At 67.3% G+C, this 21,766-nt stretch carries 15 protein-coding genes and 1 other RNA gene; 5 read left to right on the forward strand and 11 right to left on the reverse strand.

Annotation, left to right across the window (positions count from 1 at the left end):
• Window positions 1-18 precede the first annotated feature (18 nt).
• The 4 genes from AC56LR_RS04025 (at window position 19) to AC56LR_RS04040 (ending at window position 7,550) form a co-directional block, all read left to right on the forward strand.
• The gene (locus AC56LR_RS04025; protein ID WP_497127715.1) at window positions 19-2,085 is read left to right on the forward strand and encodes a carbon starvation CstA family protein; all 2,067 of its coding nucleotides are present in this window, start codon (window positions 19-21) and stop codon (window positions 2,083-2,085) included.
• Window positions 2,085-2,303, forward strand: a complete 219-nt coding sequence (locus tag AC56LR_RS04030) for a YbdD/YjiX family protein (protein WP_497127717.1) — start codon at window positions 2,085-2,087, stop codon at window positions 2,301-2,303. Before AC56LR_RS04025 ends, AC56LR_RS04030 begins: the two co-directional genes overlap by 1 nt.
• 209 nt (window positions 2,304-2,512) lie before the next feature.
• Window positions 2,513-5,383: a response regulator gene (locus tag AC56LR_RS04035; protein WP_497127719.1), complete on the forward strand. Its 2,871-nt coding sequence runs from the start codon at window positions 2,513-2,515 to the stop codon at window positions 5,381-5,383.
• A gap of 1 nt (window position 5,384) precedes the next feature.
• Complete coding sequence (locus AC56LR_RS04040; RefSeq protein WP_497127721.1) at window positions 5,385-7,550, forward strand: putative bifunctional diguanylate cyclase/phosphodiesterase; 2,166 nt, start codon at window positions 5,385-5,387, stop codon at window positions 7,548-7,550.
• Between the two features lie 105 nt (window positions 7,551-7,655).
• On the opposite strand, the gene AC56LR_RS04045 is transcribed toward AC56LR_RS04040, so the two are convergent.
• The 9 genes from AC56LR_RS04045 to ubiD form a co-directional block, all read right to left on the reverse strand.
• Window positions 7,656-10,058: a penicillin acylase family protein gene (locus AC56LR_RS04045; protein ID WP_497127723.1), complete on the reverse strand. Its 2,403-nt coding sequence runs from the start codon at window positions 10,056-10,058 to the stop codon at window positions 7,656-7,658.
• Window positions 10,059-10,409: 351 nt separating this feature from the next.
• A complete protein-coding gene (locus AC56LR_RS04050) occupies window positions 10,410-11,375 on the reverse strand; it encodes a DUF2334 domain-containing protein (protein ID WP_497127725.1) in 966 nt (321 codons plus the stop codon).
• Complete coding sequence (locus tag AC56LR_RS04055) at window positions 11,362-12,507, reverse strand: glycosyltransferase family 4 protein (RefSeq protein WP_497127727.1); 1,146 nt, start codon at window positions 12,505-12,507, stop codon at window positions 11,362-11,364. The genes AC56LR_RS04050 and AC56LR_RS04055 overlap by 14 nt, the downstream gene beginning before the upstream one ends.
• 138 nt (window positions 12,508-12,645) lie before the next feature.
• Window positions 12,646-13,236: a recombination mediator RecR gene (recR, locus tag AC56LR_RS04060; protein WP_497127729.1), complete on the reverse strand. Its 591-nt coding sequence runs from the start codon at window positions 13,234-13,236 to the stop codon at window positions 12,646-12,648.
• A gap of 16 nt (window positions 13,237-13,252) precedes the next feature.
• On the reverse strand, window positions 13,253-13,579 hold the full coding sequence (locus AC56LR_RS04065) for a YbaB/EbfC family nucleoid-associated protein (RefSeq protein ID WP_259212439.1): 327 nt from the start codon (window positions 13,577-13,579) through the stop codon (window positions 13,253-13,255).
• Between the two features lie 49 nt (window positions 13,580-13,628).
• On the reverse strand, window positions 13,629-15,776 hold the full coding sequence (locus AC56LR_RS04070; RefSeq protein WP_497127732.1) for a DNA polymerase III subunit gamma/tau: 2,148 nt from the start codon (window positions 15,774-15,776) through the stop codon (window positions 13,629-13,631).
• Window positions 15,777-15,849: 73 nt separating this feature from the next.
• Window positions 15,850-17,304, reverse strand: coding sequence for a methyl-accepting chemotaxis protein (locus AC56LR_RS04075; RefSeq protein ID WP_497127734.1), 1,455 nt, complete (start codon window positions 17,302-17,304; stop codon window positions 15,850-15,852).
• 209 nt (window positions 17,305-17,513) lie between these two features.
• Window positions 17,514-17,612: signal recognition particle sRNA small type (gene ffs, locus AC56LR_RS04080), an RNA gene on the reverse strand.
• A gap of 151 nt (window positions 17,613-17,763) precedes the next feature.
• The gene (gene ubiD, locus AC56LR_RS04085) at window positions 17,764-19,248 is read right to left on the reverse strand and encodes a 4-hydroxy-3-polyprenylbenzoate decarboxylase (RefSeq protein ID WP_497127736.1); all 1,485 of its coding nucleotides are present in this window, start codon (window positions 19,246-19,248) and stop codon (window positions 17,764-17,766) included.
• A 483-nt stretch (window positions 19,249-19,731) separates the two neighbouring features.
• Here ubiD and AC56LR_RS04090 point away from each other — a divergent pair, with 483 nt between their 5' ends.
• Window positions 19,732-20,646 carry a transglycosylase SLT domain-containing protein gene (locus AC56LR_RS04090; protein WP_497127738.1) on the forward strand — a complete coding sequence of 305 codons (915 nt, stop codon included), beginning with the start codon at window positions 19,732-19,734 and terminating at the stop codon, window positions 20,644-20,646.
• A 142-nt stretch (window positions 20,647-20,788) separates the two neighbouring features.
• Here AC56LR_RS04090 and nusB read toward each other — a convergent pair whose 3' ends face one another.
• Window positions 20,789-21,259: a transcription antitermination factor NusB gene (nusB, locus tag AC56LR_RS04095; protein WP_497127740.1), complete on the reverse strand. Its 471-nt coding sequence runs from the start codon at window positions 21,257-21,259 to the stop codon at window positions 20,789-20,791.
• Between the two features lie 12 nt (window positions 21,260-21,271).
• Complete coding sequence (gene ribH, locus AC56LR_RS04100) at window positions 21,272-21,751, reverse strand: 6,7-dimethyl-8-ribityllumazine synthase (protein ID WP_171084426.1); 480 nt, start codon at window positions 21,749-21,751, stop codon at window positions 21,272-21,274.
• Window positions 21,752-21,766 lie beyond the last annotated feature (15 nt).

A 21,766-nucleotide genomic window follows, 5' to 3' on the forward strand; every position in this document is an offset into this window, starting at 1 on the left:
CATCTTCGGAGGAGCACCATGAAACGAATGTCGAGCACGCTCGGCTGGGCCGCGCTTGCGGTCCTCGGCGCCTTTTCGCTCGGGTTCATCGCCGTCAAGCGCGGTGAAACCATCAATGCGATCTGGATTGTCGCCGCCGCCGTCTGCGTCTACCTGATCGCCTACCGCTTCTACAGCAGGTTCATCGCCTACAAGGCGCTGGGCCTGGACGCCACGCGCCAGACCCCGGCCTACAAGTACAACGACGGCCTGGACTATGTCCCGACCAATAAATACGTGCTGTTCGGCCACCACTTCGCCGCGATTGCCGGGGCCGGCCCGCTGGTCGGCCCCGTGCTGGCGGCCCAGATGGGCTATTTGCCCGGCATGATGTGGATCCTGGCCGGCGTCGTCTTTGCCGGCGCCGTCCAGGACTTCATCGTGCTGTTCATGTCGACCCGCCGCGACGGCCGCTCGCTGGGCGACCTGATCAAGTCCGAAATGGGCGAGATCCCGGGCCTGATCGCGCTGCTGGGCACCTTCATGATCATGGTGATCATCCTGGCGGTGCTCGCGCTCATCGTCGTGAAGGCGCTCACCGGCTCGCCCTGGGGCACCTTCACCGTGATGGCCACCATTCCGATCGCGCTGTTCATGGGCCTGTACTCGCGCTACGTGCGCGTGGGCCGCATCGGCGAAATCTCGATCATCGGCTTCGTGCTGCTCATGCTGGCCATCATCGGCGGCCAGTGGGTGCACGACTCCCCTACCCTGGGCCCGATGTTCACCTTCACCGGCACCGAACTGACCTGGATGCTGATCGGCTACGGCTTCGTCGCCTCGGTGATTCCCGTGTGGCTGCTGCTGGCGCCGCGCGACTACCTGTCGACCTTCCTGAAGATCGGCACCATCGTGGCGCTGGCGATCGGCATCCTGATCGTCGCCCCGGACCTGCGCATGCCATCGGTCACCAAGTTCATCGACGGCTCCGGCCCGGTCTGGTCGGGCAACATGTTCCCCTTCCTGTTCATCACCATCGCCTGCGGCGCGGTGTCGGGCTTCCACGCGCTGATCTCCTCGGGCACCACGCCGAAGATGATCGAGAACGAAACCCATGCGCGCCTGATCGGCTATGGCGGCATGCTGATGGAATCGTTCGTGGCGATCATGGCGCTGGTGGCCGCGTCGACCATCGACCCGGGCGTCTACTTCGCCATGAACAGCCCGGCCGCCGTGCTGGGCACCACCGCGCAGACGGCTGCCGCGGCCGTATCGCAGATGGGCTTCGTGATCACGCCTGAAACACTGGAACAGATGGCACGCGACGTCGGCGAGCACACCATCATCTCGCGCGCCGGCGGCGCTCCGACCCTGGCCGTGGGCATGGCCCACATCCTGTCGAACGTGGTCGGCGGCCAGGCCATGATGGCCTTCTGGTACCACTTCGCGATCCTGTTCGAGGCGCTGTTCATCCTGACCGCCGTCGACGCCGGCACCCGCGCGGGCCGCTTCATGCTGCAGGATCTGCTGGGCGCCTTTGCACCCTCGCTCAAGCGCACCGAGTCGCTGCCGGCCAACCTGCTGGCGACCGGCCTGTGCGTGGCGGCCTGGGGCTACTTCCTGTACCAGGGCGTGGTCGATCCGCTGGGCGGCATCAACACCCTGTGGCCGCTGTTCGGCATCGCCAACCAGATGCTGGCCGGTATCGCGCTGATGCTGGGCACCTGCGTGCTGTTCAAGATGAAGCGCGCGCAGTATGCGTGGATCACGGTCGTGCCGACCCTGTGGCTGCTGGCCTGCACGCTGACCGCCGGCTGGCAGAAGATTTTCGATGCCAACCCGAAGGTCGGCTTCATGGCCCACGCCAACAAGTTCCAGGCCGCGCACGACGCCGGCACGGTGCTGGCGCCGGCCAAGTCGCTCGACCAGATGGAGCGCATCATCTTCAACGATTACGTCAATGCGACGCTGGCCGGCTTCTTCATGTTCGTGGTGCTGGCGGTGCTGGTCTACGGTATCCGTACCGTCCTGGCCGCCCGTAACAACAATACCCCGACCGCGAAAGAAACCGCCTACGTCGCCATGCCTACCCCGCAGGTGCAGTGATGTTCAGCGACCTGGTAGATGCCGGCGTTCAGGCAACCAAGCAGGCCGGCAAATACCTGGGGCAGAGCATGCGCCTGATGGTCGGCCTGCCCGAGTACGACACCTATCTGGCGCACATGGAACGTACCCATCCGGACCAGACGCCGATGAGCTACGAAGAGTTTTTCCGCGAGCGCCAGGAGGCCAGGTACGGGGGGAAGCGGGCGACCTGTTGCTGATGCCTGCTGATTGATCGAAGAGAAGGGACGCCGAGGCGTCCTTTCTTTTTGCCGGCGCGCCCCCACACTTCACCTTCCCTATGTTGACTTCCGTCAACGCCCCCCTCCCCCCTTAAACGTATATTTTTTTCTTGCGGGAATTTGCATTCCGCAAAGGAGGTTCTGTTTCGTCCGAAGCAGGACCGCTCCGCCGTGCCTGCGGGATCAGAATGCCGAACTTCGAGCGCTCCAGCCTGAACCAGAAGCTGACCATCATCTCGCTGCTCTCGACGGCGACCGCGCTGCTGTGCGTGTTCGTTGCGTTTGCCGCGACCTCGGTGGCCAATCATCGCCAGACCGAGGCCATGCAGCTGGCGACCTTTGCCAAGGTGATCGGGGCCACCAGTGCCGACGACCTGCTGCTGCGCGACCGCAAGCGCGCCACCGCCGCCCTGGCCGCCCTTGGCGCCAAGCGCGAGATCTCGTCGGCCGTGCTCTACGACCGCCACGGCCAGCCCTTCGCCTGGTACCCGGTCGACAAGGACGCCAAACCGGGCGCCCTGGACGGCGTCGACAGCGCCGCCCTGGACGGCGCCAACGCGCAGGGCCAGCAGCTGGTGTCGCGCAAGCTCAGCCTGTACCAGCCGGTGCTCGACGGCGAGCTGCAGGTAGGCGTGATCATGATCGAGACCGACCTGGTCTCGACCTGGATCGACATCCTGGCCGGGCTGGCGATCATGGGCCTGGCCATGCTGGCGTCGCTGCTGGTGTCGATCGCGATGGCGGGCCGCTTCAAGCGCGCGATCGCCGAACCGGTGACCAAGCTGATCCAGGCGGCGCAGAAGGTCTCCACCAGCCAGAACTACAGCCTGCGCATCGCCCACCAGCGCACCGACGAGCTGGGCCAGCTGATCGACAGCTTCAACACCATGATGGCGCAAATCGAGGACCGCGGCGCGGCCCTGCTGCATCACCGCGACGAGCTCGAACGCCAGGTCGGCGTGCGCACCGAGCAGCTGGAAAAAGCGAAAAACGCCGCCGAAGCCGCGAGCCGCGCCAAGAGCGCTTTCCTCGCCACCATGAGCCACGAGATCCGCACCCCGATGAACGGCGTGCTGGGGATGACGGAAATGCTGCTCGCCACGCAGCTCACCGACGCCCAGCGCAACTACACCACCCTGGTCAAGCGCTCGGGCGAACATCTGCTCGTGATCATCAACGACATCCTGGACTTCTCGAAGATCGAGGCCGGCAAGCTGACCATCGAGTACATCAACTTCAACCTGTGGGACCTGCTGGACGACATCCACAACGTCTACACCCCGCAGGCGGCTTCCAAGGGCATCGGCTTCGACTTCGACATCGCCAACGACATTCCGGTGGCGATCTGCGGCGACCCGAACCGGCTGCGCCAGATCATGGCCAATTTGCTGGGCAACGCCATCAAGTTCACCGACCAGGGCCGGATTCTGGCGCGGGTGCGCGTGGCGGGCGAAGACACGCAGTCGGTGGTGCTGCGCTTCGAGGTACACGACACCGGCATCGGCATCTCGCGCGAAGCCCGCGCGCGCCTGTTCGAAGCCTTCTCGCAGGCCGACGATTCCACCACCCGGCGCTACGGCGGCACCGGCCTGGGGCTGGCGATTTCCAAGCAGCTGGTCGAGCTGATGAAAGGCGCCATCGGCGTCGACAACGCGCCCACGCGCGGCTCAATCTTCTGGTTCACGGTGAGCTTCGACAAGCGCCGCGTCGATCCGGACGCGCCCGGCCACCGCCAGCACACCCTGGAAAACCTGCGCGTGCTGATCGTCGACGAAGACGAATCGAGCCGTCTCGACGTGGTCCAGCAGCTGCAGGCCTGGCGCGCCACCGCCGACGGCGCGGCCACCGCGGCCGGGGCCTACGAGCGCCTGCTCAATGCTGCCAAGGCCGGGCGGCCCTACGACGCGGCCGTCCTCGACATGGAGCTGACGCACACCAGCGGCCTGGCGCTGGCCGCCTCGATCAAGGCCGAGGCGGCGGTGCGCGCCACCCACCTGGTGCTGATCAGCCCCGAGCGCCAGGCGGCCGACCCGGTGCAGCGGCGCAACGCCGGCGTGGCCTACCAGCTGGTCAAGCCGGCCAGAGGCGCCGACCTGTATGCCTGCCTGGCGGCCTGCGCGGCGCGCCTGAACGCGCCCTCGGCGCCGGCACCGGCCGAGGGGCCGGCCTGGTCGGTTGCGCCGGCCACCAGCGCGCACCTGCAGCGCGCGGCGCCGCTTGACGGCGCCGCGGCGCGCCCGGCCAAGCGCGCACGCGCGCGCCGCGTGCTGCTGGCCGAGGACAATCCGGTCAACGTCGAAGTGGCCAAGGCCATGCTCGAGAGCCTGGGCATGGAGGCGCATTGCGCGCGCAACGGCCAGGAAGCGCTGCAGGCGGTGCGCGACGCCAGCTGGGATGCGGTGCTGATGGATTGCCAGATGCCGGTCATGGACGGCTTTGCCGCCACTGCCGCGATCCGCCGCCACGAGCGCGAAGCGGGCCGCGCGCGCACGCTGCCGGTGATCGCGATCACGGCCAACGCCCTGCAGGGCGACCGCGAAGCCTGCCTGGCCGCCGGCATGGACGACTACCTGTCCAAGCCCTTCACCCAGCAGCAGCTGGCCGCCGTCATCGGCCGCTGGCTGGCGGTGCCGCTGGCCGCCACCACCCACCACGACGACCTCCCGCCGCGCCTGCCGCCGGAGAGCGTCGAGGTGATCCAGCGCGAAGCGGTCAACCGCGCGGCGCTGGAAAACATCCGGGCGCTGAGCCGCGACGGCGGCGATGCGCTGGTGCAGAAGGTGATTGCCGCCTACATGGGCGACACGCCGAGGCACCTGGCGACGCTGCGCCAGGCCGTCGCCGGGGATGACGCCGGCAGCGTGCGCCGCGTGGCCCATGGCCTGAAGTCGTCCAGCGCGAATATCGGCGCGGCGCGGCTGGCGACGCTGTGCAAGGAGCTCGAACAGCTCGGACGCGCCGAGACCGTCGATGGGGCCGACCGCATCCTCGCCGACATGGAGCACGAATTCCAGTCGGTACGCCATTCGCTTCACGCCATGCTTGAAAAGGAAACCTGAGATGCGATCCTCCTCTCCCCTGAAGCGCGGCACGGTACTGGTCGCAGACGACGATCCGGTCATGCGCCTGTTGATGCTCGAGATGCTGGCCCAGGTCGGGCTGGACGCGATCGAGGCGCCCGATGGCGTGGCGGCGGTCGAGCTGGCGCAAAGCCGCTCGCCCGACCTGATCCTGATGGACGTCGAGATGCCGCGCATGGACGGCTTTGCCGCCTGCGAAGCGATCCGCCGCATTGAGGCGGCCAGCGGCGGCGACAGCGCCAGCGTGCCGATCGTGATGGTCACCGGCGGCGACGACCTGGAAGCGGTCACGCGCGCCTACGAGATGGGCGCGACCGACTTCATCTCCAAGCCGATCAACTGGCCGATCCTGGGCCACCGCGTGCTGTACGTGCTGCGTGCGAGCGACGCCATCGCGCGCCTGCGCATTGCCGACGCCCAGAACCGCGCGGTGCTGGCCGCCATCCCCGACACCTTCTTCCGGTTGGATCGCGACGGCTTCTACCTCGATTACGAGCCGGGACAGGAGCAGCCCGGGCGCGGGCGCGCTCCCGCCCAGCAGCAGGCGCAGCACTGCATCGGCAAGCATATCGGCGACGTGCTGCCGGCCGATATCGCCACCCGGATGCTGGAGCAGATGCGCGCCGTGCTCACCACCCAGCAGGTGCGCTCGGTGGAATACGAACTCGAACACTGCGGCGAATCGCAGCATTTCGAGGCGCGGCTGGTGGCCACCAGCGCCTCGCAGGTACTGGGCCTGGTGCGCGACATCAGCGAGCGCAAGCGCGCCGAAGAACAGATCCGGCGCCTGGCCTATTGCGACAGCCTGACCGGCATTCCGAACCGCCAGGCTTTCCTGGAGACGCTCGAGCGCGAGCTGCAGCGCTCGAAGATCGGCAACAAGAAGTTCGCGGTGCTGTTCATGGACCTGGACGCCTTCAAGCGCATCAACGACACGCTCGGCCACAATGCGGGCGACGCGCTGCTCAAGATGGTGTCCGAACGCCTGCGCGAGACTACCCGCCCGAGCGACCTGGTGTCGCGCGGCGAAGGCGCGGCGAGCAGCGCCTCGAACCTGGCGCGCCTGGGCGGCGACGAGTTCACCATCCTGATCCCCGACCTGGAGCGGGTCGAGCATGCGCTGAACGTGGCTACCCGCGTCAAGGAGGCGATGCGTCGCTCCTTCCTCATCGAGGGCAACGAGATTTTCGTCACCGCCAGCATCGGCATCTCGCTGTTCCCGGAAGACGGCGACGATTGCGGCTCTCTTCTGAAGTTCGCCGACACCGCGATGTACCACGCCAAGAACTGCGGCAAGAACAACGCGAAGCTGTACAGCTCCTCGCTGACCATGCAGATCATGAGCCACGTGAAGCTCGAAGTGGGCCTGCGCCGCGCGCTGCAGAACGACGAGCTGTATCTGGTGTACCAGCCGCAACGCGACGTGCGCACGTCCGAGATCGTCGGCGTGGAAGCCCTGGTGCGCTGGCGCCATCCCGAGCGCGGGCTGGTGCCGCCGACCGAATTCATCCCGCTGGCCGAGGAGACCGGCCTGATCGTGCCGATCGGCGAATGGGTGCTGCGCACCGCCTGCCGTCAGGCGCGTACCTGGCAGCGCCTGTCCCAGCGCACGCTGCGCATGGCGGTGAATCTGTCGGCGCGCCAGTTCAAGGACGAGAATTTGTCGCAGATGGTGCATTCGGCCCTGCTCGACGCCGGGCTGGAACCGCGCCTGCTGGAGCTCGAACTCACCGAAGGCACGCTGATGGACGACGCGCGCGCCACCATGGTCACGCTGGAACGCCTGCGCGGCATCGGCGTCTACCTGTCGATCGACGACTTCGGCACCGGCTACTCGTCGATGAACTACCTGAAGCGCTTCGACGTGCGCGCCTTGAAAATCGACCGCAGCTTCATCAACGGCCTGCCGCAGGATTCGGAGAACGCCGCGATCACGCGCGCCATCATCGCGATGGCGCACGGGCTGAAGATGGTGGTGGTGGCCGAGGGGGTGGAGACCGGCGAGCAGCTGCTGATGCTGGAGCAGTATGGCTGCGATATGGTGCAGGGTTACTTCCTGGGTCATCCGTCGAATGCGGATGATATTACCGGAATGTTGAAGACGCCCTTGTTGCTGCCGGAGCGGCTGGCGCTGCCGGCGAAGTGATCTTGTAGGGTGGGCGGCTTCGCCGCCCGCGCGGTGATAGTCAGGATTTGAGCAGCCGCGCGGGCAGCAGCACCGTGATTTGAACGCGCGGCATAGCCGCCCACCCTACGGGGAAAGTCTGAGCGTGTACTGTGGCGTCCCCGGCAGCAGCGGCACCGGCTTCGCCTGCGCCCACTCCTTATGCCCCGCCAGGAAAAACGGCGACAGCGGATGCCCGCTCTGCCCACCCGGCATGTTGTACAAGCCCTCCTCTTCCCGCCCCGGCGACACCGTCATGCGCTCCGATTGCCCGAAGGTCGGCCCGGCCACGCGCGGCATGTTGGCGTCCCCCGCCAGCTGGTCGGCAGGCGCGGACAACCACGATTTCAGCGCCGGCACCGCCATCCCGATCGGATGCCCGATCGACGCCGTATTACGCGCTCCCCAGGTGGCCTGGGAGAGCGGCTTGCCGTCTTTGGTCAGGTCGCGGATCACCCGGTCCACCGCCGCCAGCTCCACCGCGCGCCAGTCGGCATACCCCGGCGGCAGCCAGCCGGCCGGCCGCGCCTCCAGCAGGCGTGCAATCACGTCCGGCCAGCGGCTCGATGCCGACACCGGCGTGACCGTCCGGCCGAGTTCACGCATCGCCTTGCCGGCGCCGCCGTAGAAAACGTCGTGCAGTCCCCACATATAGCCGCGCGCCAGGCGGAAGCCCACGGAATCGACGCTGGCGCGGCCATTCCAGCTGGTCTCCAGCAGGCGGCGAAATTCGGCGCGCGCCGGATGGCCTTCCAGCGCCTGCGCGTCCAGTGCCGCCAGCGCCCGGTCGCGCCAGCGCGCCACGAACAGGGCCCGGTCGTCGAGCGCCACGTCGAACACCTGGCGCACGCCGGTCCTGGGTCCGAGCGCGCGCAGGGCGTCAAGCAGCTGGCGGTTGCGGGCGCCGATGTCGAAGCCGCCGTCGCCGATCAGGGCCGCGCCCTCGTTCATCAGCTGGCGGCTGTTCGCGGTCGAGAGCTGGCCGTCGGCGGGGTTCACCACGCGCGGATAGCGTGCGGGCGGCAGCAAGGCATTCCAGGTCGCGACGGGTCCTTCCGCATTTAATGGAAAGGTGGTGGCTACCGGCGCGGTGGCGCGCTGCGGCAGCAGGCCGGCGATGGTCCAGCCGATGTTTCCCGCAGCGTCGCCAGCCACGAAATTCTGCGCCGGGATGCCGTCGCTGGCGGCGATCGACAGCGCCTCGTCGACATTCGCCGCGGTCTCGAGCTTCAGGTGGTTGAGGTTGAGCGCGGCCGGATCGTGGGCGATCCAGTGCAGCGCGTACTGGCGCGCGCCCACCTCGCGGATCGGGCCGAGCGAGGTGTCGCGCACCACGAAGCGATCCGCCGGCGCGCCCTTCACGGCGATCATCTCGACGTGGCTGACCGGGGTCTCCCATCCGCCTGGCGTGCGCACCTGGCCGGGACGCGAAGCATCGCTGCCCAATGCCACCAGGTCGACCAGGTCGGCATAGCTGTTGGTGAAGGCCCAGGCAACCTGCCCGTTGCTGCCGACGATGACCGCCGGCGGCGCGCCCGCCAGGCTGACGCCGACGATGCGGCGCTGCCTGCCCTGGGCATCCGGGTAGCGCAGCGCGACGCGATACCAGATATTGGGCAGCTGCAGGCCCAGGTGCATGTCGTCGGACACGATGGCCGCGCCGCTGGCGCTGCGGCTGCCGGACACCGCATAGTTGTTGCTGCCGACAGAGTCCACATAGGTGGCGCCGGCGAGCTGCTGCGATGCGTCCGGGGCTACGGCCTTTCCCCACCAGGCAGGGGCGCGGGCGGGAATCGGGGCCGGCGCGGGCGCCGCGCCGCCGTCGAGCGTGGCGTCCCAGCTGCTGGCCTCGGGCAGCAGGAAGGCCAGCTGGGCGGCATCGCTGTGCTCGCGCAGCCAGCCGCGCGCCAGCTCGCGCGGCTCCTGGTTGTTCTGCAGGTCGAGATACATCGCCCACACGACCAGGAGTGAATCGGCCGCGCTCCACGGGCGCAGCTCGGCGCCGGTCAGGGCGTATTCGAAAGGTTGGGCGCCCAGCGCCTTCACACCGTCATTGATGCCGGCGACATAGCGTTCCAGCAAAGCGCGTTCGGCTGCCGGCAGGCGGGCCAAGGCGAGCTGCGCGCGGGCGCGGAAGCGGTGCAGGCGGTGACCGCGGTCCATCGGCAGCGCGCGCGGGCCGAACAGCTCGGCCAGTTCGCCGGCCGCGGTACGGCGCAGCAAGTCCATCTGGAAGAAGCGTTCCTGGGCATGCACGAAGCCGGTGGCATAGGCGACGTCCGCGCGGCTCGACCCGCTGATCAAGGGCACGCCGGCGGCGTCGCGCGCGACCGTCACCTGGGCGGACAAGCCGGGTGCACGGTGCTCGCCCTCCAGCTGCGCCAGGCTGGCGCGCAGGTAGAGCCAGGCGCCGGCGGCCGCGAGCAGCGCGAGCAGCAGGAGGCCGGCCAGGGTGCGCAGGGTCCAGGTCTTCCAGCGGCGCTGACGCATGCGTGTTCTCCGTGTTTTTAGGGGGAATATCTTGCCAGAAAATTCCTTGTCCGGGCGGACAGAGAGCGTTACAAAGGCCGTGCACGATTGATTTACCCGCGACGGGTCAGGGCCCGCAGCCCTATACTTGATTCGCGACGCCAGGACGGCGGGCACAGGAGGCAATCATGCGATTTTCGACAATCCCGGTATTGGCTTTGACGCTTGCGTTGGCGGCATGCACCACGCCGCAACAGCGTGCCGAGCGCATGCAGGCGGAGATGGCCCAGATGATGGCAATCTACGGTCCGGCCTGTACAGGCCTGGGCTACACGTCCGGCAGCGACCCATGGCGCCAGTGCGTGCTGCAGCTCAGTACGCGCGAGGAGCTGCGCCAGATCGGCAATAGTCCGTCCTTCTATGGCGGATGGGGCTCGCGTCACTGGCGGGGCGGTGGCTATTGGGGACCGTGGTAAATAGACTCTGGGCGAAAGCAGCCTTGGTCATGGCGGATCGCGTCGCCAGCAGGCGCGCGACCGTGGCCTGGGCATGGCGCAGCAGGCGCGGATAGCGCAGGTCCGGCGGATGCAGGCCGAGGCGGATCAGCGGCTGCGTGTCCAGCGCGAAGGCCAGCAGGTCGGCCAGCACGGGCGAGGCCAGGCGCCCGCTGCGGTTGCGCGCGGCGTAGACCAGCGAAGGGGATAGCACGGAGGGTGGCGCCGATAATCGTGGTGCATCCGATTGCCCGGCCACCCAGGCGCCTTCCGGCGGGCGCTGCAGCAGGTGGAAACTCCGGAAAGTGGTCGTGTAATCGAAATCGAAGCCGCGCAGGGCTTCCCAGGCGCCCTCCCCGATCAGCCAGGCCGGCGGCACGAAGCCGCGCACCGGCCAGCCGCGCTCGGCGAACCAGTCCAGGCCCAGCCCGATGCGGCGCGCGGCTTCACCGGCGTCGAGCGCCGCGAACTCGCCTTCGTGGGTATAGGCGCCGCGGAAAAACCGTTCGGCCACGCCACGGCCGCGCGGCGCCGTGTCGAGATGGGTATAGCCGTGCAGCGCCAGTTCGTCGCCCGCTGCCAGCATGCGTTCCAGTCCCGCCTCCATGCGCGCAAGGTCGCCGCCGGCGCGGTGGTAATGCGGCACCACCAGCCAGGTCAGCGGGATGCCGGCGACCTCGCGGATGGCGCCGGCCAGGCGGGCGCACTCGTCCCAGGTCGCCGGGGCCACATCGTGGATCGACACGCACAGCGCCCGCCGGCCGGCGCCACCGGCCGCATGGATATGCGCAGATGCATAGATGGCGGCAATCCCCTGCGGATGACGGCTTTCAGTCGCTGACACAGAAGCGCTCCACGGCCCGCGGCGCACCCGGACGCGCCGCCAGCAAACTGCCGTAGCGGTGCATCAGTTGCGGGAAGATCTGTTTCCAGTCGTAGTGTTCGTGCGCCTTGCGCCTTGCATTGGCGCCGAGGCGCGCCATGTCGCGGCCGTAGATGGCTTCGATCGCGCCGGCCAGGCTGTCGGCGTCGTTGGGGCGCGCCAGGATGCCGGTGTCGTCATCGACCAGCTCGGCGACCCCGCCCGCCCTGGTGCCCACCACCGGCAGGCCGCAGGCCATGGCCTCGAGCACGATCAGGCCGAAGGTTTCGCAGTCGCCCGGATGCACCAGGAGGTCACAGCTGGCCAGCACCCGCGCCAGCGCACGCTGGTCGCGCTTGAAGGGCAGGATGCTCAGCTGCGGATGCGCCGGCAGCGGCGCCCCGCCCCCGACCAGCAGCAGGTGGTAAGGCGGGCCGAGCTTGCCCACGGCCTCGACCAGCAGCGGCAGCTTCTTGTCGGCGGTGAAGCGCCCCGCGTAGACCAGCAGCCGCGTGTCGTGGGACAGGCCGAGTTCGGCGCGCAGGGTCTGGCTGCGGCGCTTCGGGTGGAAGATCTCGCTGTCGATGCCCAGCGGCTGGTGCAGCGCGTGGGTCACGCCCATGTCGGCCAGCTGGTGCACCATCAGCAGGCTCGGGGCGAGCACAGTGTCGAACTCGCGGTAGAGGTGGGCCAGGTATTTGCAGCTGCCCTGAGAAATAGCGTCGCCGAAACGGTTTTGCATCAGGCGCGGCAGGTCGGAATGGTAGAAGGCGATCGCCGGGATGCCGAGTTCCTGGCGCAGGCGCAGCGCCGCCCAGGCACTGTGGCCGGCGTCGCCCGCCTCGATCAGGTCTGGCCGGGCCGCGCGCAGGCGCCGCGCCGCGGACGCCACCGATACGGGCATGCGGTAGCCGTTGATGCCGGGCAGCGACACCGCCGGCACCCGCACCAGCCTGGGCAGGCCGCAGCCGTCTTCGTCATCGGTGACGTTGGGACTGCAGATGGTATGGCGCGCCCAGCCATAGCGCGCCAGCCAGCGGGCCTTGGCGTTCAGGTAGGTGCTGACGCCGCCGCCTTCGGCCGCGTAGAACATCGTGATGTCGACGAGATGCATGGTGGGTCCGCTGAAAATCCCAAGATAGCAGCGGTCCGATCGCCAGGCTTGCGCGCACGCAGGCACACAGTCAGGCTACCCAGGTGCGGCATGCAGGCAAGGTTCAGCGGTCCCTGCTACCGGGTCTCATGCAGTGGATTATGCGCTGCGGCGATCGAGCATGGCGCGCGCTATCGTGCCGGCGTCGACATACTCGAGCTCGCCGCCGACGGGCACGCCGCGGGCAAGGCGGCTGACCTTCAGGCCGCGCGCCTTGAGCATCTCGCTGATGTAGTGGGCGGTCGCTTCGCCCTCGTTGGTGAAGTTCGTGGCCAGCACGACTTCCGCGACGACGCCGTCCGTGGCGCGCCCGACCAGCTTGTCGAGGTGCAGGTCGCGCGGACCGATGCCGTCGAGCGGCGAGAGCCGTCCCATCAGCACGAAGTACAGGCCCTTGAAGGTCATGGTCTGCTCGATCATCAATTGATCGGCAGGGGTTTCGACGACGCACAGCAGCGCACGGTCGCGCGCTTCGTCGGCGCACAGGTCGCACACTTCGGTGTCGGAGAAGGTATTGCACATGGCGCAGTGGTGCACGGTGTCCACTGCCTGGTAGAGCGCGCGCGAGAGCATGGCCGCGCCTTCGCGGTCATGCTGCAGCAGGTGGAAAGCCATGCGCTGCGCCGACTTCGGACCGATGCCCGGCAGGCGCCGCAATGCCTCGGTCAGGAAGTCGAGCGACTTGGACATGGCGTCTCTTGCCCGCTCAGAACGGCATCTTGAAGCCCGGCGGCATCGGCATGCCGGCGGTCAGGCCGCTCATCTTTTCGGCGGAGGTTGCCTCGGCCTTGCGCACCGCGTCGTTGAAGGCGGCCGCGACCAGGTCTTCCAGCATGTCGCGGTCGTCGCCCAGCAGCGACGGGTCGATGGTGACGCGCTTGACGTCGTTCTTGCAGGTCATGACGACCTTTACCAGGCCGGCGCCCGACTGGCCTTCGACTTCGACCAGGGCGAGCTGCTCCTGGGCTTTCTTCATGTTGTCCTGCATGGCTTGCGCCTGTTTCATCAAGCCTGCGAGCTGGTTTTTCATCATGGTCTGGGTCTCCAAAAGTTCCGTTGAATGGGGTGGGTCTGAATGCGGATCAGGCTGCGGGCGCGGCCGGCTTCACCGAGCCGGGCACGACGAAGGCGCCGAAGCTTTGTTCCATGGCCTGCACGAAGGGCTCGGCGGCGACGATGGCTTCGGCCTGGCGCTGGCGCTCCTCGCGGTCGGCCTTGGCTTCGGCCGCGGCCGTGTACCAGGTCGGGCCGATCTCGGTATCGATCGCCACGCGCACTGACGGGAAATGTTCCTGCAGCGCGGCGGTCAGCTTTTCGCTGTTGCCGCTGGCGCGCAGGGTGTCGACCGGCACGCGCAGGCGGAAGGTCGCCGCGTTGTCGTGGGTGACGCATTCGATCAGCTCGGTCTGCAGCGCCAGCTGCTGCGAGACGCCGCGCAGCGGCAGGCTGGCGGCCAGGGCCGGCCAGTTGCCGTCCCAGCCGATCGCCGGGACCGGGGTGACGACATAGGCGTGCGGCGGCCTGGCCGGGGCGCGCACCGGCGCGGCCGACTGCACGGGCGCGGCAGTGACTGCCGGCGCATCGGCGGCCAGCGCCGTATCGTCGGAAAATTCGGTGACCCAGGACGGCGGCTCGTCTTCGGCGGGCGCGGCGCCCATGCGCGCCTGCGGCTGCGCTGGTGCGGCAGCTTGCGGCTGGCCGCTGTCCCAAGGTGGCGCGGCCGCCGGGACCGCGCTCGCGGCCGGGGCCTGCGGCATGATTGCCGACGGGCCGGGTGCGGAGGGCGGCGCGGCTGGGGCCGGCGCCGGTGCTTCCGGCGCGGGACGACGCGCGCCGCCACCGCCACCGGGACGCCCGGAGGCGGCGCGGGCCGCTTCCAGCGCCGCGTTGATCGCGGCGCGGGCCGAGGTCATGGCCGGCGCCGGGCTGGCGCCTGGCGTGGCAGGCGGCGCCGATTGGACTGGCGGCGCTGGACGAACCGGCGCAGGAGCAGGCGACGCAGGCGGGGCGAACGAAGCCGGAGCCGGTCGCGCCGGCGCCACCGCCGCGTGGCTGGCAGCGGCCACCGCCGCGGCGCGCGCCGCCGGGGCCGGAGCAGGTGCCGCCACCGCAGGCGGTTCCCCACCGCCCTGCCCCGGACGGAAGGCCAGCATGCGCAGCAGCGTCATGGTAAAGCCCGCGTATTCGTCCGGCGCCAGGCCGATCTCGTTGCGGCCGTGGACGGCGATCTGGTAATACAGCTGCACTTCCTGGGCATCAAAACTGCCCGCCAGGCGCAGGATGTCGGGGAGCTCCGGCAGGTCTTGCGGCACGGCCGCCGGCACCGATTGGGCCAGCGCGATCCGGTGCAGCAGGGTGCCGAGGTCTTGCAGCGCGCCGTTGTACGACAGGCTGCGGCTGGCCATTTCGTCGGCCACCGCCATCAGGTCGGCGCCGTCCTGCGCCAGCAGCGCATCGAGCAGGCGCACCAGGTAGGATTGGTCGAGCGCCCCTAACATGCCCTGCACCGCTTCCAGCGTGACCTGGCCGGCGGCGTAGGCAATGGCCTGGTCGGTCAGCGAGAGCGCGTCGCGCATCGAGCCGTGCGCGCCTTGCGCCAGCAGGCGCAGGGCCGGCTGCTCGAACGTCACGCCTTCCTGCCCGAGGATGTTCTCGAGGTGGCCGACGATATGGCCGGGGGGCATCTGCTTGAGGTTGAACTGGAGGCAGCGCGACAGCACCGTGACCGGGATCTTCTGCGGGTCGGTGGTGGCCAGGATGAATTTGACGTGCGGCGGCGGTTCCTCGAGCGTCTTCAGCATCGAATTGAACGCGTGGTTGGTGAGCATGTGCACCTCGTCGATCATATAGACCTTGAAGCGCGCATTGCTCGGCGCGTACACCGCCTGTTCCAGCAGTTGCGCCATCTCGTCGACGCCGCGGTTGGAGGCCGCGTCCATCTCGATATAGTCCACGAAGCGCCCGGCGTCGATCGCTCGGCAGGCTTCGCACACGCCGCAGGGCTCGGGCGTGATGCCGCCCTGCCCGTCCGGGCCGACGCAATTGAGCGACTTGGCCAGGATGCGCGACAGCGTGGTCTTGCCGACCCCGCGCGTGCCCGTGAACAGGTAGGCATGGTGCAGGCGGCCGGTTTTCAACGCATGGGTCAGGGCACGGACGACGTGCTCCTGGCCAACCAGCGTGTCGAAGTTCTTGGGACGGTATTTGCGGGCGAGGACTTGATAGGACATGCCGGGATTTTACCGCAGTTGGCGGCCGCCGCGGACAATCCGCGGCGTGCCCGGCAACAACTTCAAGGCTGCTTCAGCGGATCGCCAGTGCCGCACTGGCGTCCAGCCCATTCAGGCGGAAGACGCTGACCACCTCGGCCAGGTGGCGCGCCTGCTCTTCCAGCGAATCGGCCGAGCTGGCGGCCTGCTCGACCAGGCGCGCATTGTCGCGGGTCGAGGCATCCATCGCATTGATGGCCTCGCCGATCGCGGCGATCCCGCCGGCCTGCTCGCGGCTGGCGTTGCTGATGCCGGCGATCAGGGCCGACACCTGGCGCACGCTGCCCACCACCTGTTCCATGGTGGCGCCGGCCTGGCGTACCAGCTTGCTGCCGGACTCGACCTCGGACACCGATTCGCCGATCAAGGCCTTGATTTCGCGCGCAGCAAGGGCCGAGCGCTGCGCCAGGTTGCGCACTTCGCTGGCGACGACGGCAAAGCCGCGTCCCTGCTCCCCGGCGCGGGCGGCCTCGACGGCGGCGTTCAGGGCCAGGATATTGGTCTGGAAGGCAATGCCGTCGATGACCGCGATGATGTCGGCGATCTTGCGCGAGGATGCGTCGATGGCCGCCATGCGTTCCACGGCGCGCGAGACGACGTCGCCGCCCTGCGCGGCCACCGTGGCGGCGGCCCCGGCCAGTTCGTTCGCCGCCAGGGCGCGGTCGGCGTTCTCGCGCACGGTGCCGGTCAGCTCGGCCATGGAGCGGACGGTCGCATGGATGGACGCGGCCTGGGCCGTCGTTCGTTGCGCCAGCTCGGCATTGCCTGCGGCGATCTCGACCGATGCCGCGGCGGTCGTCCGGACACTGTGCTGAACGCTCGACATTGCCCTCTCGAGCAGGCCGACGACGTCGCGCAGAGCGCGTCCGCTGTCGCTGGCCGCCGGCAGCGCGCTTGGCCGCAGGTCGATCTTTCCGCCTGCATTCGACATGGCGGCCACGCTGACCCGCAGCTCGGCCGATTGCAACGCCTCGCGCTGGAGCACCAGGGCCAGGAAACACAGCGCCGCGCTCTCGGCAACGACGTAGGCGGCATGCGCGAGCACCATGCCGAAGCCGGGCTCGCTCAAGCAAAGGACGCCGAAACCGAGCTCTTGCAGGTAATTAAAGGAGACGTGGTGGACGGCGATGGTCGCGGCGGCGACCACGATGACCGTCCAGTCGCGGTAGCACAGCAGGAAAGCGAGCAGCACGAAAATCCCGAAATGCAGCTCGGTGCGTCCGGCCGCCTGGTGGATGTGCAGCGCGCAAAACACCATCATCGCCACCGCCACCGCGATGCGCGACAGCCGCGAGCCGCCATGCAGCACGATGACCAGCGTCGGAAGCAGCGCCGCCGGCAAGCCCACGAGCAGCGCCCACTGCATGGTGCCATGCATGCCGGACATGCCGAGGGCCAGGGCAAACAGCGCCCATAGGATGCCGCACATGAAGCGGTCCGCACGGCGGTAACCCGCCTTCAGTACCTGCCCGACGCTGTGTTCTTGCACGTTCGTCTCCTGATGAAATCGCAAAGATGCGTATTCAATCAGATTCGGCAATTTCCATGTGGAAATCTATTGAAATTGTCGAAACAAACCCGGTTCGCGACGTCGAAGCACAATGGGCGTTGCTGCAGTTTTGAGAGCGACGTGGGCACCGCTTGGGCGGAAAAGCCGGGCGCATGCAAAAGGAGAGGGTCGAGCAGGAAGAAAGGGAAAGAGGCGAGCCTGATCTGCGGCACTTGCGGTGAACGGCTTTGGCTGCTTCGTTCCCGACCTGACCAGGTTAACCATGCCACAATGCGCAGGGGCCCGCCAGCCGCAATTATACCCCACGGCGGCAATGTTGGGGGGACCTTGCCTTTGTAGGGCGGGCGGGTCTTCCCGCCCGCGCGTTCAACCACCGGACGCACAGTGGCAGAACATGCTCTTGTTGAACGCGCGGTCGGCATAGCCGACCACCCTAGGTCAGATCCCGAGTTCTCCCCACAACCCATCGATGCGCGCCTTCACCTCCGGCGTCATCACGATCGGCGTGCCCCACTCGCGGTTGGTCTCGCCCGGCCACTTGTTGGTGGCGTCGATCCCCATCTTGCTGCCCAGCCCGCTGATCGGCGAGGCGAAGTCGAGGTAGTCGATCGGGGTGTTGTCGACCATGACCGTATCGCGGGTCGGGTCGACCCGGGTCGTGATGGCCCAGATGACTTCCTTCCAGTCGCGCACGTCCACGTCCTCGTCGACCACCACAATGAACTTCGTATACATGAACTGGCGCAGGAAGCTCCAGACCCCGAACATGACGCGCTTGGCGTGGCCGGCGTACTGCTTCTTCATCTGCACCACCGCCATGCGGTAGCTGCAGCCTTCCGGCGGCAAATAGAAGTCGGTGATCTCGCTGAACTGCTTCTGCAGCAGCGGAATGAAGACTTCGTTCAGCGCCACGCCCAGCACGGCCGGTTCGTCCGGCGGCTTGCCGGTATAGGTCGAGTGGTAGATCGGATCGCGCCGCATCGTGATCCGGTCGACCGTAAACACCGGGAAGCTGTCCTGCTCGTTGTAATAGCCGGTGTGGTCGCCATAAGGGCCTTCGAGCGCATGCTCGAAGCCCGACGGGTGGTTCGCATCCGGATAGATATGCCCTTCCAGTACGATCTCGGCGGATGCGGGCACGCGCAGCTCGCTGCCGATGGCCTTGGTCAGCACGGTGCGCTGGCCGCGCAGCAGGCCGGCGAACTGGTATTCGGACAAGGAGTCCGGCACCGGCGTGACCGCGCCCAGGATGGTGGCCGGGTCGGCGCCCAGGGCGACTGCCACCGGATACGGCTGGCCCGGATTGGCCAGCGCATGCTCGCGGAAGTCGAGCGCGCCGCCGCGGTGGGCCAGCCAGCGCATGATCAGCTTGTTCGGCCCCAGCACCTGCTGGCGGTAGATGCCCAGGTTCTGGCGCTTCTTGTGCGGCCCCTTGGTGATCACCAGGCCCCAGGTAATGAGCGGGGCGATGTCGCCCGGCCAGCAATGCTGGATCGGCAACCTGGCGAGGTCGACGTCCTGCCCTTCCCAGACGATGTCATGGCAGGGGGCGCCGCGCACTTCTTTCGGCGCCATGTCCCACACCGCTTTCACGAGCGAGCCCATGCCCATGATGTCCTTGAAGCCCTTGGGCGGCTCGGGTTCCTTCAGGCGCGCCAGCACGTGGCCGATCTTGCGCAGCTCGCCGACGTCGTCGGCACCCATGCCCAGCGCCACCCGGCCGGGCGTGCCGAACAGGTTGCCCAGTACGGGAATCGTGTGCCCGGTGGGTTTTTCGAACAGCAGCGCAGGCCCGCCGGCACGCAGCGTGCGGTCGCAAACCTCGGTCATCTCGAGATGGGGCGATACCGGAATGCCAACACGCTTGAGCTCGCCCATTTTCTCGAGCTGAGCCATAAAGTCCCGCAAATCTGAATATTTCATCAAGTTTTGATCGTTATCTCGACCGTATAAGGTTGTTCAAGGCACCATCACAAGTGACTGATTTGACAAGCATTTTCAAAATTTCGGCTAGACAATCAGATCTAAAAGTAATAAGAGCGGATCGTGCTAGGGTTGACTTGGTATAAGCGAGCCCCTACAATCCGTCCTACTTGATGAGGCAGGCAAAACGTTTCGACATGATTTTAGCTTGTTCTCATGCATTCACGGGGTCGGGGCCCCACATGACATTTTAAGGAGTGTTCTCACTGGGCGTCTGCCCAACCCCCGAGACAGTTGTTGAGCCACTGGATCTGCCACCCCCCTTTGGGCCTGGCGACCAGCTGAAGCAAAGCAATGACGGCGTTAGTCGGCCGCTAGGCGGCGACCTACGATATTTCTGATGCACGGCAATCAGTCCAGACACAGCGCGAATTTCCATGAGCGCCGTGACGGGAATCTTTTTGCCGCGACAAGGGGAATTCGATGATCCATCGTTTCATCACGAGCGCAAGGCTCGTGCAATCCATGGCCACCCAGCCAGTGAGCTGGTCTTCCATGGGCAAAGCAGTACGCGGCGCAGCAAATGCCGCACGTAACACCCTGACCGTATTCGGTCTCTCGGCAATCGCGATGCTCGCGCTGCTCTATACCAACGACGGCGTGGCCAAGCACGTCTCGGACGTGCTGGATCCCCAGCCTGAAATCGTTGCCATCGCGCCTGCCGCGCCGATCGCGGCGACAGTCGCCGAAGCCGGAGCCGAAGCAACTGCCCCGGCCAGCGCCAAGACCGCGGCCCGCAACAGCAAGCAGCAGCAATTTGTCACCTCCTGGCTGAGCAAGCGCTACCGTGTTGCCAGCGATGCCGCCAACATGCTGGTCTCGACCGCCTACACGACGGCGCACGAGGTCAAGATCGACCCTCTGCTGATCCTGGCGGTGATGGCGATCGAATCGGGCCTGAATCCGTTCGCGGAGAGCCCGGTGGGCGCCAAGGGCCTGATGCAGGTCATGGCCAAAGTCCACCACGACAAGTTCGAGCAGGTCGGCGGCCAGAAGGCAGCGCTGGACCCGGCCGCCAACATCCGTGTCGGCGCCCTGATCCTGAAGGATTACGTCAAGCGCACCGGTTCGGTCGAAGGCGGCCTCAAGACCTATGTCGGCGCCGCCGACATGGAGAGCGACCAGGGCTACGGCTCGAAAGTGCTGGCCGAGTACCACCGCCTCAAGCAGGTTGCGCGCGGCCAGAATGTGCCGACCCGCACTCCGCCTGCCCTGCCCGCGCCGATCATGGTGAAGCAGGCTCCGGCCAGCGCGCCGACGGCCGCTCCGGTGGAAGCGCCGGCTGCCGCGCCGGCCGCGCCCGAGAGCCACACGGCGGAGACGCTGGCGACGCTGTAAGTTGTTTGGATGAATGGATGGATCGAGAAACCACTGCTGCTGCGGTGGTTTTTTTATGGGCGGCTATGCACGCGCCAACAAAAAAGCCACCGGGACAAGGCCCCGGTGGCTTCTCTCTACTATATATAGAGGGATGTAACGATCAACGCCGCGTATCGGCCCCGACTTCATCCGGCCGCATGCTCGAGGCCAGCTTGTCCAGCACGCCATTCACGTACTTGTGGCCGTCGATGCCGCCGAAGGACTTGGTCAGCTCGACCGCTTCGTTGATCACGACGCGGTACGGGATTTCCGGGTGGTTCTTCAGCTCGTAGGCGCCCAGCAGCAGCACGCCGTGCTCGATCGGCGACAGGTCGGCGACGTTGCGGTCGATCAGCGGGGAGATCGATTCGCGCAGCTCGACCGAGGTGCTGATGGCGCCGTTGAGCAGGTCGGCGAAATACTCGCCGTCGGCCTTCTCGAAGCCATGCGCGCCGCGGATATTGGTGACGATGGTGCGGGCCGCTTCATTGTTGAGCAGCCACTGGTACAGGCCCTGCAGCGCGAACTCGCGCGCGCGGTGGCGTGGGGTGCGGTTCTTGCTCGGGTTGGCGTGCGAAGTCTTGTCGTTCATGTGCGTGTTTCCTTATTCTTCTTCAGCCTGCAGCTCTTCCAGCGCGAACAGCAGGTTCGCCATCTCGACCGCCGCGCGCGCCGCTTCCAGGCCCTTCTCGGCCATGCGGGCTTCGGCCTGCTCGTCGTTCTCGGTGGTGAGCACGGCATTGGCCACGGGGATGCCGTAGTCCAGGCCGATGCGGGTGATGCCGGCGCCCGACTCGTTCGAGACCAGCTCGAAGTGGTAGGTCTCGCCGCGGATCACGGCGCCCAGGGCGACCAGCGCGTCGAACTGCTGGGTCTCGGCCATCTTCTGCAGGGCCAGCGGGATTTCCAGCGCACCCGGCACGGTGATGTGGAGGATGTCTTCATCCGCCACGCCCAGGCGCTTGAGTTCGGCCAGGCACGAGGACAGCAGGCCGTGGCCGACGTCGGCGTTGAAGCGTGCCTGCACGATGCCGATGCGCAGGCCTTCACCTGCCATATTGCTTTCAAAAGTTCCTACCGTCATGGCTGACCTCTTTTC

Source organism: Telluria sp. ZT3P39, assembly GCF_059685935.1.

Excerpts from the sequence above, each read along its gene's own strand:
- AC56LR_RS04035 (WP_497127719.1), top strand. The coding sequence starts at position 2,513 with ATGCCGAACTTCGAGCGCTCCAGCCTGAACCAGAAGCTGACCATCATC.
- ubiD (WP_497127736.1), bottom strand. The coding sequence starts at position 19,248 with ATGAAATATTCAGATTTGCGGGACTTTATGGCTCAGCTCGAGAAAATG.
- AC56LR_RS04090 (WP_497127738.1), top strand. The coding sequence starts at position 19,732 with ATGATCCATCGTTTCATCACGAGCGCAAGGCTCGTGCAATCCATGGCC.
- nusB (WP_497127740.1), bottom strand. The coding sequence starts at position 21,259 with ATGAACGACAAGACTTCGCACGCCAACCCGAGCAAGAACCGCACCCCA.
- AC56LR_RS04045 (WP_497127723.1), bottom strand. The coding sequence starts at position 10,058 with ATGCGTCAGCGCCGCTGGAAGACCTGGACCCTGCGCACCCTGGCCGGC.
- AC56LR_RS04030 (WP_497127717.1), top strand. The coding sequence starts at position 2,085 with ATGTTCAGCGACCTGGTAGATGCCGGCGTTCAGGCAACCAAGCAGGCC.
- AC56LR_RS04070 (WP_497127732.1), bottom strand. The coding sequence starts at position 15,776 with ATGTCCTATCAAGTCCTCGCCCGCAAATACCGTCCCAAGAACTTCGAC.
- recR (WP_497127729.1), bottom strand. The coding sequence starts at position 13,236 with ATGTCCAAGTCGCTCGACTTCCTGACCGAGGCATTGCGGCGCCTGCCG.
- AC56LR_RS04025 (WP_497127715.1), top strand. The coding sequence starts at position 19 with ATGAAACGAATGTCGAGCACGCTCGGCTGGGCCGCGCTTGCGGTCCTC.
- AC56LR_RS04040 (WP_497127721.1), top strand. The coding sequence starts at position 5,385 with ATGCGATCCTCCTCTCCCCTGAAGCGCGGCACGGTACTGGTCGCAGAC.
- AC56LR_RS04055 (WP_497127727.1), bottom strand. The coding sequence starts at position 12,507 with ATGCATCTCGTCGACATCACGATGTTCTACGCGGCCGAAGGCGGCGGC.
- ribH (WP_171084426.1), bottom strand. The coding sequence starts at position 21,751 with ATGACGGTAGGAACTTTTGAAAGCAATATGGCAGGTGAAGGCCTGCGC.
- AC56LR_RS04065 (WP_259212439.1), bottom strand. The coding sequence starts at position 13,579 with ATGATGAAAAACCAGCTCGCAGGCTTGATGAAACAGGCGCAAGCCATG.